At 68.4% G+C, this 17,609-nt stretch carries 16 protein-coding genes; 5 read left to right on the forward strand and 11 right to left on the reverse strand.

Going from position 1 to position 17,609, the window contains the following annotated elements:
• Positions 1 to 3: 3 nt before the first annotated feature.
• From ACQ5DX_RS10275 to ACQ5DX_RS10290, 4 genes are all read right to left on the reverse strand, one after another.
• On the reverse strand, positions 4 to 1,161 hold the full coding sequence (locus tag ACQ5DX_RS10275; protein WP_430332528.1) for an acyl-CoA dehydrogenase family protein: 1,158 nt from the start codon (positions 1,159 to 1,161) through the stop codon (positions 4 to 6).
• Between the two features lie 69 nt (positions 1,162 to 1,230).
• Positions 1,231 to 2,424, reverse strand: a complete 1,194-nt coding sequence (locus tag ACQ5DX_RS10280; protein ID WP_430332529.1) for an acyl-CoA dehydrogenase family protein — start codon at positions 2,422 to 2,424, stop codon at positions 1,231 to 1,233.
• On the reverse strand, positions 2,421 to 3,680 hold the full coding sequence (locus ACQ5DX_RS10285) for a CoA transferase (protein WP_430332530.1): 1,260 nt from the start codon (positions 3,678 to 3,680) through the stop codon (positions 2,421 to 2,423). Before ACQ5DX_RS10285 ends, ACQ5DX_RS10280 begins: the two co-directional genes overlap by 4 nt.
• The gene (locus ACQ5DX_RS10290) at positions 3,680 to 4,507 is read right to left on the reverse strand and encodes an HpcH/HpaI aldolase/citrate lyase family protein (RefSeq protein ID WP_430332531.1); all 828 of its coding nucleotides are present in this window, start codon (positions 4,505 to 4,507) and stop codon (positions 3,680 to 3,682) included. Before ACQ5DX_RS10290 ends, ACQ5DX_RS10285 begins: the two co-directional genes overlap by 1 nt.
• 488 nt (positions 4,508 to 4,995) lie before the next feature.
• Between ACQ5DX_RS10290 and ACQ5DX_RS10295 the strand changes: the two genes are divergently transcribed.
• Entirely contained in the window at positions 4,996 to 5,760 is a 765-nt protein-coding gene (locus ACQ5DX_RS10295) for an SDR family NAD(P)-dependent oxidoreductase (protein ID WP_430332532.1), read from the forward strand.
• Positions 5,761 to 5,839: 79 nt separating this feature from the next.
• Here ACQ5DX_RS10295 and ACQ5DX_RS10300 read toward each other — a convergent pair whose 3' ends face one another.
• Genes ACQ5DX_RS10300 through fabG form a run of 4 tightly spaced genes read right to left on the reverse strand, consistent with a single transcriptional unit; the run spans position 5,840 to position 9,136 of the window.
• On the reverse strand, positions 5,840 to 6,298 hold the full coding sequence (locus ACQ5DX_RS10300) for a MaoC family dehydratase (RefSeq protein WP_430332533.1): 459 nt from the start codon (positions 6,296 to 6,298) through the stop codon (positions 5,840 to 5,842).
• Complete coding sequence (locus ACQ5DX_RS10305; protein WP_430332534.1) at positions 6,295 to 7,509, reverse strand: acetyl-CoA C-acetyltransferase; 1,215 nt, start codon at positions 7,507 to 7,509, stop codon at positions 6,295 to 6,297. The genes ACQ5DX_RS10300 and ACQ5DX_RS10305 overlap by 4 nt, the downstream gene beginning before the upstream one ends.
• Before the next feature lie 17 nt (positions 7,510 to 7,526).
• Positions 7,527 to 8,399: an FAS1-like dehydratase domain-containing protein gene (locus ACQ5DX_RS10310; protein ID WP_430332535.1), complete on the reverse strand. Its 873-nt coding sequence runs from the start codon at positions 8,397 to 8,399 to the stop codon at positions 7,527 to 7,529.
• Positions 8,396 to 9,136 (reverse strand): 3-oxoacyl-ACP reductase FabG, encoded by a 741-nt coding sequence (gene fabG, locus ACQ5DX_RS10315; RefSeq protein WP_430332536.1) that lies wholly within the window; start codon positions 9,134 to 9,136, stop codon positions 8,396 to 8,398. The genes ACQ5DX_RS10310 and fabG overlap by 4 nt, the downstream gene beginning before the upstream one ends.
• Positions 9,137 to 9,367: 231 nt before the next feature.
• Between fabG and ACQ5DX_RS10320 the strand changes: the two genes are divergently transcribed.
• Complete coding sequence (locus tag ACQ5DX_RS10320) at positions 9,368 to 10,543, forward strand: acyl-CoA dehydrogenase family protein (RefSeq protein WP_430332537.1); 1,176 nt, start codon at positions 9,368 to 9,370, stop codon at positions 10,541 to 10,543.
• 83 nt (positions 10,544 to 10,626) lie between these two features.
• On the opposite strand, the gene ACQ5DX_RS10325 is transcribed toward ACQ5DX_RS10320, so the two are convergent.
• The 3 genes from ACQ5DX_RS10325 to ACQ5DX_RS10335 all read right to left on the reverse strand — a co-directional run bounded on the left by ACQ5DX_RS10325 (position 10,627) and on the right by ACQ5DX_RS10335 (position 14,583).
• Complete coding sequence (locus tag ACQ5DX_RS10325) at positions 10,627 to 11,586, reverse strand: TauD/TfdA dioxygenase family protein (protein ID WP_430332538.1); 960 nt, start codon at positions 11,584 to 11,586, stop codon at positions 10,627 to 10,629.
• A gap of 46 nt (positions 11,587 to 11,632) precedes the next feature.
• On the reverse strand, positions 11,633 to 13,171 hold the full coding sequence (locus ACQ5DX_RS10330; protein WP_430332539.1) for an acyl-CoA synthetase: 1,539 nt from the start codon (positions 13,169 to 13,171) through the stop codon (positions 11,633 to 11,635).
• 62 nt (positions 13,172 to 13,233) lie between these two features.
• Positions 13,234 to 14,583, reverse strand: a complete 1,350-nt coding sequence (locus ACQ5DX_RS10335) for an MFS transporter (RefSeq protein ID WP_430332540.1) — start codon at positions 14,581 to 14,583, stop codon at positions 13,234 to 13,236.
• Positions 14,584 to 14,944: 361 nt separating this feature from the next.
• On the opposite strand from ACQ5DX_RS10335, the gene ACQ5DX_RS10340 reads away from it, so the two are divergent.
• From ACQ5DX_RS10340 to ACQ5DX_RS10350, 3 genes are read left to right on the forward strand one after another with little or no spacing between them, the layout of a single operon-like run.
• Complete coding sequence (locus ACQ5DX_RS10340) at positions 14,945 to 15,706, forward strand: crotonase/enoyl-CoA hydratase family protein (RefSeq protein ID WP_430332541.1); 762 nt, start codon at positions 14,945 to 14,947, stop codon at positions 15,704 to 15,706.
• Positions 15,703 to 16,497, forward strand: coding sequence for an enoyl-CoA hydratase/isomerase family protein (locus ACQ5DX_RS10345; RefSeq protein ID WP_430332542.1), 795 nt, complete (start codon positions 15,703 to 15,705; stop codon positions 16,495 to 16,497). Before ACQ5DX_RS10340 ends, ACQ5DX_RS10345 begins: the two co-directional genes overlap by 4 nt.
• The gene (locus ACQ5DX_RS10350; protein ID WP_430332543.1) at positions 16,494 to 17,501 is read left to right on the forward strand and encodes an NAD(P)H-dependent flavin oxidoreductase; all 1,008 of its coding nucleotides are present in this window, start codon (positions 16,494 to 16,496) and stop codon (positions 17,499 to 17,501) included. The genes ACQ5DX_RS10345 and ACQ5DX_RS10350 overlap by 4 nt, the downstream gene beginning before the upstream one ends.
• Positions 17,502 to 17,609: the final 108 nt, after the last annotated feature.

Raw genomic sequence — 17,609 nt, forward strand, 5'->3', positions numbered from 1 at the left:
GGATCAGAGTCCGATGGACTTCGCGACGATCGTCTTCATGACTTCGCTCGTGCCGCCGTAGATCCGGGAGACCCGGGTGTCGGCGTACAGGCGGGCGATGGGGTATTCCGTGATGTAGCCGTAGCCGCCGTGGAGCTGGAGGCACTTGTCGATGACCTTGCCGGCGGTTTCGGTGCAGAACAGTTTGGCCTTGGCGGCGTCGGCGACGCTGAGTTCGCCGGCGTCGTGGAGCTCGAGGGCGCGGTCGGCCATGAGGGTGATGGCCTCGACGTCGGTGGCGCATTCGGCGAGGACGAATTTGGTGTTCTGGAATGCGGCGACGGGCTTGCCGAACACGTGACGATCCTTCACGTACGCGATCGCGTGCTGGAGCGCGGCCCGCGCGGTGGCGGCACCGCCCAGCGCGATCGAGAGACGCTCCTGCGCCAGGTTGTGCGTGAGGTAGGTGAAGGCCGCGCCCTCTTCCCCGAGTCGATCGGTGACGGGCACCTTCACGTCGGTGAAGGACAGCTCCGCGGTGTCGGACGCCTTCAACCCGATCTTGTCGAGCTTGCGGCCCACCGCGAAGCCCTCGGAGGTGGTGTCCACGCACAGGATGGTGAGCCCGGCCCGGCGATCCTCGGCCGTGCTGGGGGACGTTCGGCACACGACGAGAACGAGATCGGCGAGGGCGCCTCCGGTGATGAAGGTCTTGGCGCCGTTGAGCACGTAGTGCGAGCCGTCCGCGGAGAGAACCGCGGTGGTGCCGATGTTGGCGAGGTCGGATCCGGTGCCGGGCTCGGTCATGGCGATCGCCGTCATGATGTCGCCCGACGCGAACCCGGGGAGCCAGCGCTGCTTCTGCTCCTCGTTCGCGTAGCTGAGGAGGTACGGCAGGATCAGGCTCGCGTGGACGGAGTACGTGCCGAACGTGACGCCGGCGGCGGCGGTCTCCTCGCCGACGACGGCGTTGAACTTGAAGCTCGCCTCGCCGCCTCCGCCGTACTCCTCGGGCACCTGGATGCCGAGGACACCGAGCTCGCCGAGACGTCGGTAGAAGTCACGCGGGGGATGTCCCTGCTCCTCCCACTCGTGGTGGACGGGAGTCACCTCCTTGGCGATGAAGTTGCGAATCGTCTCGCGGAATGCCTCGTGGTCGTCGTTGAACACAGTGCGCTGCACGGCAATGTCCTCTCTCGTGAATGGATGTGGTGTTCGTCAGCCCGGTGTCGCGTATCGGTCGGACGCGCGTCAGATGCCGTAGCTGCGCAGGATTCCCTTGCTGATGATGGTCTTCTGGATCTCGCTCGTCCCCTCGCCGATGAGGAGGAAGGGTGCCTCCCGCATGAGCCGTTCGATCTCGTACTCCTTGGAGTAGCCATAGCCTCCGTGGATTCGGAAGCTTTGCTGAGTCACCTCGGCGCAGTATTCGCTGGCGAGGTACTTGGCCATTCCGGCCGCGACGTCGTTGCGGTCGCCGGAGTCCTTCAGGCGGGCGGCGTTGACCATCATCAGATGTGCGGCTTCGACTTTCGTCGCCATCTCGGCCAGCTGGAACGAGATCGCCTGGTGTTGGGCGATCGGCTTGCCGAACGTGCTCCGCTGCTGGGCGTACCGCGCGGCGAGCTCGAAGGCGCGGATCGCGACACCGCACGCACGCGCGGCCACGTTCACCCGGCCGACCTCGACCCCGTCCATCATCTGCCGGAACCCTTGTCCGGGAGCGCCGCCGAGGATCGTGTCGGCGCTCGTGCGGTAGCCGTCGAAGACCAGTTCGGTGGTGTCGATGCCCTTGTAGCCCATCTTGTCGATCTTCCCGGGGATGGTGAGCCCCGGGTCGACGGTGCCGAAGCCCGCCGGCTTCTCGACCAGGAAGGTGGTCAGGTTGTCGTGCTTGCGCTCCGCACCCTCGTCGGTCCGGACGAGGGCCGCGACGAGCGTCGAGCTGCCGCCGTTCGTCAGCCACATCTTCTGGCCGTCGATCGTGTAGCCGCCCGCCCCGTCGGTCCGGGCCCGCGTCCGGATGGCCGCCACGTCCGAGCCCAACTCCGGCTCCGACATCGAGAACGCGCCGCGCGTCTCACCGGTTGCCATCCGCGGGAGGTAGTACTGCTTCTGTGCCTCCGTGCCGTGCCGCGCGATCATGTAGGCGACGATGAAATGGGTGTTGATCACACCGGACACGCTCATCCAGCCACGAGCGAGTTCCTCCACGCACAGCGCGTAGGTCAGGAGGGACTCGCCCAGCCCGCCGTACTCGGTGGGGATCATCAACCCGAACAGGCCCATCTCCCGCATCTGGTCGACGATCTCCTGCGGGTAGGTGTCCGAGTGCTCGAGTTCCTGGGCGTTCGGAATGATCTCCTTGTCCACGAACGCGCGAACGGTTGCGAGGACCTCCGTCTGGAAGTCGGTGAGATCGGGGGTCTGTGCAAGCCTGGTCACGGCTGATCCTGTCGTCGGGAGGGAAGAGGCGGGCTGGTGCGGACGGTTCCCGCGTCGCCGAGTGCTGCGACGTCGCTCTCGGACAGGCCGAGCCGGTCGACGAGCACGGCCGACGTGTCGCCGCCGCCGATCGGTGCGGGTGCGGCGGCGGGGTGCCGGCCGTCGAAGGCGACGGGCAACCCGGTCGCGAGGTACTCACCGATGCCCGGCTGATCGAGCATCCGGAACATCGGATTCGCGGTCACCCGCGCGTCCGTCGCGAGCTCGTCGAAGCTGCGGTACCGCTCGAAGAGGACCGAGGTGGACGCCAGGGCCACGGTGACCTCGGCGGACGTGTGCCGGGCGAACCAGTCGCCGAACAGCCCGTGGAGAACCTGTCGGTATCGATAGCGATCGGCTTCTCGGTCGAAGTCGGCCTCGAGCGACTCCTCGATCCCCGCGATCGTGCCGCTCGTGCCCGTGACGTCCGCCAGGTCGCGGAAGTGTCGGGCAGTGAGCGCCACGACCATGAATCGATTCCCGTCACGAGACTCGAAGTCGTGGCCGTACTGCCCGTAGACGTCGTTCCCGATACGCTCCCGCGAGGTGCCGTTGACCTGTGCTTCGGTCAGGAAGCCGAGGTTGCCCGCGGTGGCGAGCGCAACGTTCTCGAGCGCGAGGGTGGCCGAGGTGCCCTGGCCTGTCGCCTCACGACGTCGTACCGCGGAGACGAGAGCCAGCGCCGCATACAGCCCGCAGGTCACGTCCCAGACCGGCAGCGCATGGTTGACCGGGCCCGCGTGCGCGGTGGGGCCCGTGACGTACGGGAATCCGGTGGCGGCGTTCACGGTGTAGTCGACGCCGGTCGACCGGTCGGCCCGGCCGTGGATCTCGAGATGGATCAGATCGGGTCGCTCGCGCACGAGGGACTCGTACGAAAGCCATTCGCGTCCGGCGGTGTTGGTGAGCACGATTCCGCCGGACGGTCCGCTCTCGACGATCAGACGGCGGACGAGTTGTTGACCGGCCGCGGATTTCAGATCGACCGTGACGGAGCGCTTGCCCTTGTTCAGTCCGGTCCAGTAGATGCTGGTGCCCTCGCTCGTGACGGGCCAGCGGTCGTAGTCGGGCCCGCCGCGGAGGGGGTCGACGCGGATCACCTCGGCGCCGAGCTGTGCCAGGGTCATGCCGCAGAGGGGTGCCGCGACGAAGCTCGACAACTCGACGACGCGTACGCCCGCGAGGGGCAACGGTGTGGATTCGATGCGGTCGGTCACTATCGGCTTCCTCCTGCGAGTGAAACGATCCGTTCGGCACGGATCAGAACGGGGCGGTCGACCATGTGCCCGTCGACCGCGAGCACCCCCGCGGCGCCGGGAGCCGCGGCCGCGGCGAGAATCTCCCGGGCCCAGTGGATCTCCTCCGGACCGGGTGTGAGCGCCGCATGGACCGGTTCGACCTGCGCCGGGTGGATGCACAGCTTGCCGGTGAAGCCGAACTGCCGCGCATGAGCGACGTCCCCGGCGAGGACGCGCGCGTCCGAGATCGACGCGGTGACAGAATCGATCGGGGCCGGCAGGCCGGCTGCCGCCGAGGAGAACGCCATCTGGGCGCGGGCCCGATCGATCAGCGGGGAGCGGGCCGGATCCACGCCGAGTTCGGCCGCGAGATCGAAGCTGCCCAGCGCCATCCTCGTGACGTGGGGCAGAGCGGCGATCCGGTCCGTCTCGAGCACACCCTCGGCCGTCTCGACGAGGGCGATGATCGGGTGGTTCGCCGTGCTCCCCGCCAGCGCGGCGGCCAGTTCACGCAGAGTTCCCTCCGTCGACTTGGGCAGCATTACGGCGCAGTCGATGTCACGGAGGGCCGCGACTTCGTCGACAAACCATTCGGTATCGACGCCGTTCACACGGACCGCCCCGGGATGGTGCGAGAGCCACGATGCGGCGTTGCCGAGAGCCTCGCGCTTGCGTTCCGCCGACACCGCGTCCTCGAGATCGAGAACCGACAGGTCGGCGCCGCACGACAGTGTGCCGGCGAATCGGGTGGGGCGGTCGGCCGGAGTGAACAGCAGCGTTCTGGCGGATGCTGTCAGGTCATGCATTCGTTCCACATCCTTGCATGGCGTGAATCGGGAGCGGGCGAGAGCGCCGCCTCCCTTCTTCGATTTTTTATAGCCGAGATACCGAGCGGTGGAAAGGTGCCCGGGAGCGCTCGCGGCGCGGCCGTCCGCGCCCGGCGGGTGGCCCGCGCCGCGCCGCCCCGGCCTCGCGGACACTGCTGTCGAACCGTAGGGAGCCCTCGGTGGAGTCGTAATACACTGGTCCGCAGTGTTTTTCGGGCCGACGTCACGCCCGGTCCGGGGCGGAAGCGGCATCGGGTGGGTGCCCATGGAAGCGTCGAATCATAGGTTCCGGCAAGGGTCGGCCCCGTCCGCTTCGAATCGTTCGCGGCCCGGTTTTCGTGTCGCGCCGGTCCGGGGACCGGCACATCGGTCCTGCCTATCGCACGGTTCGGCACATGCGTCTTGTCGGCGGTGATGCTACGTGATTCCGTTGTGGTGCAGAGTAATACGTGAAAGGAAGTCGGTACATGCAACTCAAGGGATCTTCGATCGCGGTCACGGGCGGGGCCTCGGGACTGGGCCGTGCGACGGCAGAACGGCTGGCCGCCGCGGGCGCGGTCGTCACGCTCATCGATCTTCCGGGGTCGGACGGGGCGGAGGTCGCGGACGACATCGGCGGCGGTACCCGCTTCGCGGCTGCGGACGTCACCGACGAGGCCCAGTTCGCCGCCGCCCTCGACGTCGCGTCCGAGGGCTCGGGGCTGCGCGGTGTCGTGCACTGCGCCGGGGCTGGGCGGAAGCTGCGAATTCTCGACAAGGAGGGGCGCGCGGGTTCGCTCGAGGACTTCGAGTTCGTGGTTCGACTCAACCTCGTCGGGTCGTACAACGCGCTCAGGCTCGGTGCCGAGCGCATCGCGCGGACGGAGGAGGTCGACGGCGAGCGTGGCGCGATCGTCCTGACCGCGTCGGTGGCGGCGTTCGAGGGGCAGATCGGGCAGCTGCCGTACACCGCGTCGAAGGCCGGGATCGTCGGCATGACCATCACCGCCGCCCGCGACCTCGCCAGCAGGCGAATCCGGGTGTGCACCATCGCCCCCGGAATCATGAACACTCCGTTGCTGGCCCGACTGCGGGACGACGTCAAGACGTCGCTCGAGGCCACGGTGCCCAACCCGTCGCGTCTGGGAGATCCCGCGGAGTTCGGCCACCTGGCCGGCACGATCCTGGAGAACGGCTACCTCAACGGTGAGACGATCCGCCTCGACGGAGCGATCCGGATGGCGCCGCGCTGACAACGGGCGCCCGCGCCGATCGCGCGGAAAACAGGGAGGGGGTGAGTCGACTCGGTCGGCTCACCCCCTCCCTGTTGTTTCACGGCACGAGCAGCGTCAACGCTTCCGCGACGCAGGCCGGCTTGTCCACACCCTCGATCTCCACGACGAAGCGAGTCGTGAGGAGGTTGCCGGCCGGTACGCCCTCCAGCCCGACGAAGGTGGCGCCCAGGCGGAGCCGGGACCCGGACCGCACGGGATGGGGGAATCGAACCTTGTTGCTGCCGTAGTTGATCCGAGCAGACCCGAACGCGAGCGAGTATAGCTCCTGGGCCAGCGTCGGAATGATCGACAGGGTCAGGAATCCGTGCGCGATGGTCCCGCCGTGCGGTCCCTGTGCGGCGCGCTCGGGCTCGACGTGGATCCACTGGTGGTCGCCGGTGGCGTCGGCGAAGCGGTCGATGCGCTTCTGGTCCAGCAGGATCCACTCGCCCGGACCCTGCGGGGCACCGATCGCGGCGCGGACCTCGTCCGGCGCGCGGAAGACCCGCGGACTCACTTCGTGACCCGTTCGAAGACGGCGGCCAGGCCCTGCCCGCCACCGATGCACATGGTCTCGAGGCCGTAGCGGCCCTGTCGGCGATCGAGTTCCCGTGCCAGCGTCGCGAGCATCCGCCCGCCGGTGGCGCCGACGGGGTGACCGAGCGAGATCCCGGATCCGTGCACGTTCATCCGTTCGAAGTCGGCCTCCGCGAACCCCCACTCGCGGGTGACCGCGAGGGCCTGCGCGGCGAAGGCCTCGTTGAGTTCGATCAGGTCGATGTCCGAGAGCTCGAGACCGGCCTTGCGCAGGGCGATGGCCGTCGCCGGAACGGGACCGATGCCCATCACCCGCGGCTCGACGCCGGCGACGGCCCACGACACCATCCGCACCAGCGGCGTCAAGCCGAGCTCCGCGGCCCGCTGCGGGGTCGTCACAATGCACATCGAGGCCGCGTCGTTCTGCCCGCTCGAGTTGCCGGCGGTCACCGTCGCGTCGGCGTCCTCGCGGGACATGATCGCGAGCAGCCCCGACAGCTGCTCGCGAGTCGTGTCGGCGCGGGGGTGCTCGTCGGTGTCGACGACCCGGTCGCCGCCCCGGCCCGGCACCGCGACCGGAACGATCTCCTCCGCGAGGATTCCGTTCTTCTGCGCGGCCACCGCACGCTGGTGGGAGACCAGCGCGAGTTCGTCCTGCTCCTGTCGCGAGATGTCGTACTCGCGCCGGAGGTTCTCGGCGGTCTCGATCATGCCGCCGGGAACGGGGTAGTGCTGCCCGCCCGCCGTCGAGCGGGCCCGGACGAGCCCGTCGTGAACCGTGACACCACCGCGGGCACCGCCCCAGCGCATGTCGACGGAATAGAAGGCCGCGTTGCTCATGCTCTCGGTGCCGCCGGCAACGACGAGGTCGTTGTCCCCGTTCGCGACCTGGAGCGCGCCCTGGATGACCGCCTGGAGTCCCGAGCCGCAGCGCCGGTCGATGTGCATCCCCGGCACCGACACGGGAAGGCCCGCGTCGAGTGCCACGACGCGTCCGATCGCGGGTGCCTCGCTGTTGCCGTTGCAGTGGCCGAGGATCACGTCTTCGATCGCCGCCGGGGTCAGTCCCGTACGGGCGATCAGTCCCTGCAGCGCCGCGACGCCCAGATCGACGGCGGTCAGGGACTTGAACATTCCGCCGTAGCGCCCGATCGGCGTCCGTACCGGCTCGCAGATGACGGCTTCGCGCATGATGTGCCTTCCTTGGATCAGTGCTCGATGAAGTCGACAGTGAGTGTCGTGTGCGTTGTGGGTTGATCGCGCGGTCCACTCTGCATCGCCAGGGCGACGCTCTCGGATCCCGTTCGCGTGCAGGAGATGTACGCCGGTTGCCCGCAGAACAGCGGTGCCACGTTCCGGTGACGCACCCGCACCGCGCGCTCCGCGAAGTCGAGCCGCACCGCCTCGGCGAGGGCCAGCGTCATCAGCGGGCCGTGGACGACCAGCGCGGGATAGCCCTCGACCCCGGTGGCGTAGGGCCAGTCGTAGTGAATGCGGTGGGCGTTCGCCGTCGCGGCACTGAATCGCATGAGCAGGGTCGGATCGGTGGCGAAGGCCCAGCCGTCGTTCTCGCGCCGTAGCGGCGAACCGGCCGGGGGAGCAGCGTGGGCGACGCGTGCTTCGCCGGGACGCACCTCGGCCGCGGGCCGGTAGACGATGTCCTGACGTTCGATCAGGGCGGGCGTCTCGGCGTCGGCGAAGAGCCGGGTCTCGGTGGTGACGACGACGAACGGACCCGAACGGCCGGTCTTTTCGTTCACCGAGAGGATCTCGCTCGCCCGGCGGATGGTCGTCCCGACCCGTAGAGGGGCGAGCAGCTGCACCTCGCCTCCGGCGAACATCCGGCGCGGCAGTCCGGCCGCCGGATCGTCGTCCCCGCGGACGGGATGGCCGTCGGACCCGATCCGGGACGAGGCGGTCCAGCGGGCGAGCGCGGCCCAATGCCACAGCGGCGGCAGCAGGTCCCCGTGCCTGACCTCGGCGTTGCCGTCGTCGAACAGCGAGGACAGCGCCAGGACCGGCGCCGGATCCAGCAGCTCCTCGGTCACCCCGGTCGGCGCCGGCCGCTGCTCGCCGGTCACATGAATCGTCCTCCGGTGACCTCTAGAACCGTGCCGGTCATGAAGGACGACAGATCGGAGGCCAGGAACAGTGCGACCGAGGCGATCTCGCTCGGCTCCCCGGCGCGCCCGAGCGGAATCTCGTCGAGCTTCGCCTCCCAGATCTCGCGCGGTAGCGCCTCCGTCATCGCGGACCGAATCAGGCCGGGCTGGATCGCATTGATGCGGACGCCGTGGTGCGCCATCTCCTTTGCGGCCGCCTTCGTCATGCCCACGATCCCGGCCTTGGCTGCCGAGTAGTTGGTCTGGCCGACGAGTCCGACCTTGCCGGACAGCGACGAGATGTTGACGATCGCGCCGCGCTTCTGCTCGCGCATCACCGCGGCCGCCATCCGGGTCCCGTTCCACGTGCCCTTGAGGTGGACGGAGATGACCTGGTCGAACTGCTCCTCGGTCATGGTGCGCATGGTCGCGTCCCGAGTGATGCCGGCGTTGTTGACCAGTACGTCGAGCGAACCGAACTCGTCGACAGCGGTGCGGACGAGTGCGTCCACGTCGTCGGCGGCGGTCACGTCGCAGCGCACACCCCGGGCCACGCTCGGACCGCCGAGACGCTCGACCGCCGCATCGGTCGCTTCCTTGTCGAGGTCGCCGACGACGACGCGCGCGCCCTCCTCGATGTAGCGCTGTGCGATCGCGAATCCGAGGCCCTGAGCGCCACCGGTGACAACAGCGACTCGATTGTCCAGCAAAGTCATGAATTCGCAGCCCTTCACTTGGTTCGTTCGATAACGTGGGCGCGCATCCGGTCTCGCGGAGTGCCGGGGTCGTGGAACTCGGAACCTGCTGGCGTCCAACAGAAACGACGATAGGCCGATCCGAGTCGAAAGTGTGCACCCGAACCGGCCGGAATCTATCGGTGTTGGCTATGAACTCACTCGACGTTTCGTATTGGACTTCATGGAAGGACAGCCCGGAAGGTGGCAAGCATGGAAACCACCGCTACCGACGTCAGCGATGACGACTTTCAGGACATGCTCGCTCAGACCCGACACTTCGTCCGGTCGGTCGTGCTTCCGCGCGAGCAGGAGATCATGGACGGCAATCTCATCCCGGAGTCCATCCGGCAGCAGAGCCGGGACATGGGCTTGTTCGGCTACGCGATACCGCAGGAGTGGGGTGGCCTCGGCCTGAACCTGGCTCAGGACGTCGAACTGGCGATGGAGTTCGGTTACACGACGCTCGCGTTGCGGTCGATGTTCGGCACCAACAACGGCATCGCCGGCCAGGTGCTCGTCGGGTTCGGCACCGACGAGCAGAAGGCCCGCTGGCTCGAGGGGATCGCCTCGGGCGCCGTCGTCGCGTCCTTCGCACTCACCGAGCCGGGCGCCGGATCCAACCCCGCCGGACTGCGGACCAAGGCGGAACGATCCGGTGACGAGTGGGTTCTGAGCGGTGAGAAGCGGTTCATCACCAACGCTCCCATCGCGGATCTGTTCGTGGTGTTCGCGCGGACGCGTCCGGCCGACGACCAGGGACCGGGCATCGCGGTGTTCCTCGTGCCCGCGGACACTCCGGGCGTGACCGTCGGGGCCAAGGACGCGAAGATGGGGCAGGAGGGTGCCTGGACCGCGGACGTGCACTTCGACGGCGTGCGCGTGCCCGAGAGCGCGCTCGTCGGCGGCAACGAGGACATCGGATACCGGGCCGCGATGACGTCGTTGGCCCGGGGCCGCGTGCACATCGCCGCCCTTGCGGTCGGGGCGGCCCAGCGCGCGCTCGACGAATCCGTCGCGTACGCCGCGACGGCCACGCAGGGTGGCACACCCATCGGCAACTTCCAACTGGTGCAGGCGATGATCGCCGACCAGCAGACGCAGGTGATGGCCGGGCGGGCTCTCGTGCGGGACGCGGCCAGAGCCTGGGTGTCGGGGGAGGATCGGCGCATCGCACCGTCCGCGGCCAAGCTCTTCTGCACCGAGATGGCTGGCCAGGTAGCCGATCTCGCGGTTCAGGTGCACGGCGGAAGCGGCTACATGCGCGAGGTTGCGGTCGAGCGGATCTACCGCGACGTACGCCTGCTCCGACTGTACGAGGGCACCAGCGAGATCCAGCGCCTCATCATCGGAGGGGGACTCGTCAAAGAGGCGCAGCGCGCCGGTTAGGCGATGTTTCGGCTGGATGACGACGAACGGCGCGAGCCCCGCACGATCAGTGCGGGGCTCGCGCCGTTCGGCATCGGGACGGGTCAGTGCGCCGCGACGACGCCCTGCGGCTTCTCGCCGATGATCGAGATGCGATCCATGACGCGGCGGGCAGGGTAGTAGTCGCTGGCCGCGTAGTGCTGGCAGGATCGATTGTCCCAGAACGCGATCGTGTTCGGCTGCCAGCGCAGTCGAACCTGGAACTCAGGTCGCTGGATGTGCCGGTACAGCATCCGCAGCAGTTCGTCGGACTCCGCCTCGCTGACGCCCAGGATGCGCCGGGTGAAGGAGACGTTCACGAACAGCACCCGCCGGCCGGTATCGGGGATCACCCGGACCACGGGATGCTGGACGGGCGGGAACTCCGGTCGCAGGGCCGCGACCGATTCCTCCGGCATACCCGCCCCGAACGCGTGCACCCAGTCGTGCTCGGCCACGAGATGGTCGATGCGGTCGCGGATGTCCTGCGGCAGAAGGTCGTAGGCGGCACCGGTGTCGGCCCAGAGGGTGTCACCGCCGACGGGAGGAATCTCCACGGCCCGCAGGACCGCGGCGAAGGAGGGGTGCTCGCCCCACGTGACGTCGTTGTGCCAGTTGTTCTCGAATCCGCTCGTCATCACGTCCTTGGCCAGGGTCACGACGTCGGCGTCGGTCTGGCCCGGCTGGATGTACTTGAAGAAGGGGTGCTGTTCGAGATCGCCCCACAGCTGCGCAAAGCCGCGATGGTCGGACCGCTCGATGTCCTGGTCGCGGAAGAAGAGCACCTTCCATTCCAGCAGCGCGCGCCGCAGCTCGGCGAGGGTCTGTTCGGACAGGTTGCCGGACAGGCGGATTCCGCTGATCTCGGCGCCGATCGTCGGGGTCACCGGGGACACGGAGAAGCTGGTGTAGGGAGGTGCCTCGCCGTCGGGTGCGGCGTTCGGGGCGACCATCGGTCCGTGGCCGTACAGCGGGTCGGCCCGACCGGGTTCGAAGAAGGCTGTCGTCAGCGGAGAGCGGGTCATTTCGGGGTGTCCTTTCGCAGGGTGGTGCTCGGGCGTCTTCGCCCGGTCAGGCGTCGGCCGCAGCGGCGGCGATGGCGCCCTTGACGAGCTTCCCGGTCGGTGTGCGGGGCAGCTCGGTGACGAACTGGATGCTCCGGGGGCTCTTGTAGCGCGCGATCCGGCTCCGGGTGAAGTCGATCAGTTCGGTGGCGAGGTCGGGGCCGGGTTCGACGTCGGACTCCAGTTGCACCAGGGCCTTGACGGACTCGCCCATCTCCGGGTCGGGAACACCGATCACCGCGACGTCGCGGACGACGGGATGCACGGCGAGGCAGTTCTCGACCTCCTGCGGGTAGATGTTCACGCCGCCGGAGATGATGAGGAACGAGCGCCGGTCCGACAGGAAGAGGAACCGGTCCTCGTCCAGATGTCCCAGATCGCCGACAGCCGTCCATGTGGGGTGCACGGGATGCCGGGTCCCGGCGGTCTTGACCGGGTCCTTGTAGTACTCGAACTGGGAGTCGGTGCGTTCGAAGTACACGGTGCCGATCTCGCCCGGGGGGAGTTCGACGCCGGCGTCGTCGCAGATGTGTACCGTTCCGATGAACCCGTCCCGGCCGACGCTGCCCGGCTTGCGCAGCCACTCGGCGCTGTCGATGATCGTGAGGCCGTTGCCTTCGGTGGAGCTGTAGTACTCGACGACAATCTCGCCCCACCAGTCGATCATGGCTCGCTTGACCTCGACGGGGCAGGGCGCTGCCGCATGGATGGCGCACCGCATCGAGGAGCGATCGTAGCGCTCGCGCACGTCCGCGGGCAGGCGGAGCATCCTGACGAAGTGGGTCGGGACCCACTGACTGTGGGTGACCTTGTGCGCCTCGATGGCGGCCAGGGCTCCCTCGGCGTCGAACCGGTCCATCATCACGACCGTGCCGCCGAGTGCCTGAACCGACGCCGAGTATCCCAGTGGCGCTGCGTGATAGACGGGCGCGGGGGAGAGATAGACGGTGTCCGTGTCGACGCCGTACACGCGCTCGAGGAGCCCGATGAGCGGGTCTCCGGGTTCGGCGACGTCCCGGTCCGGCAGCGGGCGCATGATGCCCTTGGGGCGCCCGGTGGTGCCGGAGGAGTACAGCATGAGCGCACCTCGCGGCTGCTGTTCCGGAGGTGTGGCCGGGAACTGCGCCACGGCGCCGCGGTAGTCGTCGTAACCGGCGAGTGGACCACCGAAGGCGAGGCGGTGCTCGACCTGGGGTGTGTACTCCCGGAGCCCCGCGACCGTGTCGGCGAGCGCCGCCGCGACGACGAGCACCGTTGCGTCACAGTCATCGACGATGTAGCCGATCTCCTCGGGTGTGAGGTGATTGTTGACGATGGTGATGTGCAGACCGCACCGCAGCGCGCCCCAGTACAACTCGTAGACGGTGGGATCGTTGTCGGCGACCACCGCGATGTGGTCGCCGCGCCCGAGGCCGGCCGCGATCAGCCAGTGCGCGAAGCGGATCGAGCGGGTCTCGAGTTCGGCGAAGGTGACGACCTCGCCAGTGGTCGCGTGGATCACCGCCGGCTTGTCCGGGCAGGTGAGTGAGTGGGCTCCGGGGTACATACGTCGTGCTTCCTTCGGGTCCGTGTTAGGGGAACGGGTCTGGGAGGCGGTGTTCGCGAGGGCTAGGGTGCGGTCGCGGCTTCCATGCCGGCGGCTCGGCGGAATCGGGCGGCGTCGCGCTCGGGGTTGGTCGTGAGTGCCGAGACGACACCACCGACGACCACCACGATGCCGAGGATGACGAAGCCGCGTGCGTAGCCGTCGGCCACGGTCTCGGCCGAGTCGATGATGCGGCCGAGAATCAGCGGCGCCGCCAGGCCACCGAGGCTGTAGACGGCGACCACGACCGACATCACGACGCCGCGCTGGCGGGCCGGGACCACGTCGGAGAGCGCCGAGAAGCACAGGCCGTAGCTGGCGCCCGCGGCGGAGGCGCCGACGACGATGATGACCATCTGCAGAGCGCTGCGGTCCATGAGCGCGAACGCGAGCGTGCTGATGCCGCCGGTGACGGCGAGTGCCGAGGCGAACAGGCAGCGCGAGACACGACTGGTCATCCCTCGGCCCGTCAACCATCCCGAGATCGCGCCGGCAGCGATCATGATGACGGCCGCGGCCACGTAGGGCAGGGCGACCAGGATGCCGCTCTCCTCGGTCGTGTAGCCCAGCCCCTCCTGGAGGTAGAGCGGCAGCCAGCTGACCTTCAACGCGGTGGAGCAGTACGTCGTGAAGAACAGGACGAGCAGTCCGAGGATCGTGGGGGAGCCGAACAGGCGCAGGTACGGCACCCGATCGGGGAGCGGGCCCGCCACCGTGTGCGCCTGGGCGCGGTCGGACGCGTATTCGCCGGTACCTCCGACGAACATCCACAGGACGGCCCACACGATGCCGACGGCGACGAGCGCGACGTACGGGGCGTGCCAGGAGTGGTTGACGAGCAGCCAGGTCAGGGTGGGCGAGGCGATGAAGGCGCCCATGCCCGCGCCGGCCTGGACGATGGAGGTGGGCAGCGCGCGCTTGTCCGCCGGGAACCAGCTGTGGACGACGGTGGTTGCCATCGCCGTCGCGGGTCCTTCCGCGAAGCCGAGCAGGACTCGACTCGCGATCAGTACGCCGAACGTGACCGAACCCATCAGCGGCGCCAGGCTCACGACCCACAGCAGGGCGACACCCGCGAGCAACCAGCGGGCCGGGATCCGGGTCAGGAGGAGACCGCCGAGGATCGCGCCCACGGCGAACAGCCAGAAGAAGCTGCTCTGGACGAGCCCGAACTGCTCCCGGGTGATCCCGAGTTCCTTGATGATCGGAATGCCGGTGATACCGACGACCACTTTGTCGGCGTAGTTGAGGAGGAGGAATCCGAACAGCATGAGCACGATCGCCGCGGTACGGTGACGCGGTCGGCGAGCGACGGGTCGGTCCGGCGTGGGGGTCGTAGCGACCAGTTGATCGGTGTCGGGCGTAGAGGTCATCGCAAACACACCTTCGGTGTTGGGTCCTGCCGGTAGTGCGACCGGACGTTAACGCAGTGGGATGCAAGGTAATTGGACTGCGGCGAGGCGGAATCTCGGCGCGCTTCGCGATGCGGCTGGTGCCGCGGCGGTTCGCCGGCTGCGAACGAAACCATAGTTAAAACACGTGTGTGACGCAAGCCTCACTTCGCGCCTCCACTTCGAGCGTCGCTCCCGGTGGCCCGGGGCGGCTCGGTTCATAGGGAACGGCTAATCCGCGTTGTGGGACTTGCTGATTGATCAAGTCGAGCTCCGATGGTCGACTTGAGTTCTCGCACGTACGCGGTCACGGGGCCGCCGGCACCGAAGAGGAGTACTCGACGTGAGTTCCGTTCTGGCCGAGTTCGACAGTGGCATAGCTATTTTCACGATCAACCGACCCGAGGCGCGCAACGCTGTCGATCTGGAGGTGGCCGAGGCCATGGCCGCGGCCGTCGACGAGTTCGAGGCGCGCCCCGACCTCATGGTCGGCATCCTCACCGGCGCCGGGGGCAATTTCTGTGCCGGAATGGACCTCAAGGCGTTCGCGCGGGGAGAGAAGCCGAGCCTGCCAGGCCGGGGGTTCGCCGGCATCGCCGAACAGCCGCCCACGAAGCCGCTCATCGCGGCCGTCGAGGGCTGGGCGCTGGCGGGCGGCTGCGAACTGGCGCTGGCCGCTGATCTCGTAGTCGCGGCGGAGGATGCGAAGTTCGGGATTCCCGAGGTCAAGCGTGGCCTGGTTGCCGCCGGCGGTGGTTTGCTCCGACTCCCGCGGGTCCTGCCGTACCAGACCGCAATGGAGCTCGCGCTCACCGGCGATCCGCTCACCGCGCCCCAGGCACACGCCCGCGGCCTGGTGAACGTCCTCACGAGTCCGGGTGAAGCGCTCGACGGCGCCCGCCGGCTCGCTGCGCGGATCGCGGCGAACGGTCCGATGGCTGTCCGCGTCACCAAGCAGGTCGTGTCGCTCGCTGCCGGCTACACCGACCCGCAAGCCTTCGACGCGCAGCGGGTGCTCACCGGTCCGGTGTTCACGTCTGCCGATGCCCGGGAGGGTGCGGTGGCCTTCGCGGAGAAGCGTGCGCCGGTCTGGGTGGGCGCATGACGGAACCGGAGCCGGACCGCCGGTCCGTTCGGTTGATCCGTGACGGCCGTGTCGCCACCATCCTCCTGGATCGACCTGATCGGCGTAACGCTCTGGACCTGAACGGTTTTCGTCTCCTACGCGAGGCGATCCACGAGGTCGGGTCGGATCCGGAGATCCGGGTGGCGGTGATCAAAGGCGCCGGCGGCACGTTCTGCAGCGGTGCCGATCTGCAGGCGGTCCGCGGCGCCCATCCACTCGACCGGATGAGGGAGATCAACGAAGCGGCATCGGCGTTGGGTGAGTGCAGCAAGCCCCTGATCGCGCACGTCGATGGATTCGCGGTGGGCGCGGGCTGGAACATCGCACTGCTCTGCGACGTCGTGGTCGCGACCCCGGAAGCGCGGTTCGCGCAGATCTTCGCCAAGCGAGGGCTCTCGATCGACTTCGGCGGGTCGTGGATCCTCCCGCGGGTGGTCGGTCCTCACCAGGCGAAGCGGCTGACGATGCTGGCCGAGACCATCGATGCGGATGAGGCGCTCCGACTGGGAGCGGTGACCTGGGTGGTGGAGAGGGAGCGGATCGATTCGTTCGTCGCGGACGTGGCGGCGCGGCTCGCGGCCGGGCCGCCGGTGGCGCTCGCCCAGTCGAAACAACTCCTCGACCGGGGCGTGACGCGCACGCTCGGGGAGGCGCTCGACGCGGAGGCTTCCGCAGTCGTCGTGAACTTCGGTACCGATGCCACCGAGGCGGTCTCGGCTTTCGTCGACAAGCGGGAACCGGTATTCGAGGGGCGGTGGGGTACGCGATGACGATCGCCGTCGACAATGCGCTGACCGGGCCGATCCGCACGCGGTTCACGGAACTGTTCGGTATCCGTCATCCCATCGTGCAGGGCGGAATGCAATGGGTGGGCCGGGCGGAGTTGGTCGCTGCCGTGGCGGAAGCCGGTGGCCTGGGCATGATCACCGCGTTGACCCAGCCCACCCCCGAGGCGCTGGCGGCCGAGATCGCGCGGTGCCGCGAGATGACGGACCGCCCGTTCGGCGTCAATCTCACGATGCTGCCCAGCATCAACCCGCCGCCGTACGCGGAGTACCGCGCCGTGATCGTCGAGTCCGGCGTGCCGGTGGTGGAGACCGCCGGCTCGAGCCCTGCGGAGCACATGGATGACTTCAAGGGCGCCGGAATCAAGGTGCTCCACAAGTGCACCAGCGTCGGGCACGCGCTCAGCGCGCAACGCCTCGGTGTGAACGCCGTCAGCATCGACGGCTTCGAGTGCGCCGGGCATCCCGGCGAGGACGACATCCCGGGACTCGTCCTCGTCCCGGCCGCGGCCGATGCGTTGACCATTCCCTTCATCGCGTCCGGCGGTTTCGCCGATGCCCGCGGTCTGGTGGCCGCGCTGGCACTCGGCGCCGATGGTGTGAACATGGGCACCCGATTCCTCTGCACGCGTGAGGCCCCCGTGCACGAGGCCGTGAAGGAACGGATCGTCGCGGCCGACGAACTGGACACGGAACTGATCTTCCGCCCGTTGCGCAACACCGCCCGCGTCGCGAGTAACGGTGTGAGCCGAGAAGTAGTCGAGATCCTCTCTGCTGGTGGGGCGTTCGAAGATGTTCGCGAGCTGGTCGCGGGATCCCGTGGGCGGCGGGTCTACGAACTCGGTGATCCCGAGTTCGGGATCTGGAGCGTCGGTCTTTCGCAAGGGCTGATCCGTGACATCCCGTCCGTGCGCGAGTTGATCGACCGCATCGTCGACGAGGCCTCCGGCCTGGTGCGGGGACGACTCGGTGGACTGTTGACCGATTGATGTGACGACACGAACGAGGGGGCTGCCCACGGGCAGCCCCCTCGTTCGTGTCGGTTCAGCGGCGCGCGAGTCGAGCGTCGACGTGACGACCTCGCCGGAACGGTCCAG

The organism is Rhodococcus sp. ACT016, assembly GCF_050477185.1.
Taxonomy (GTDB): domain Bacteria; phylum Actinomycetota; class Actinomycetes; order Mycobacteriales; family Mycobacteriaceae; genus Prescottella.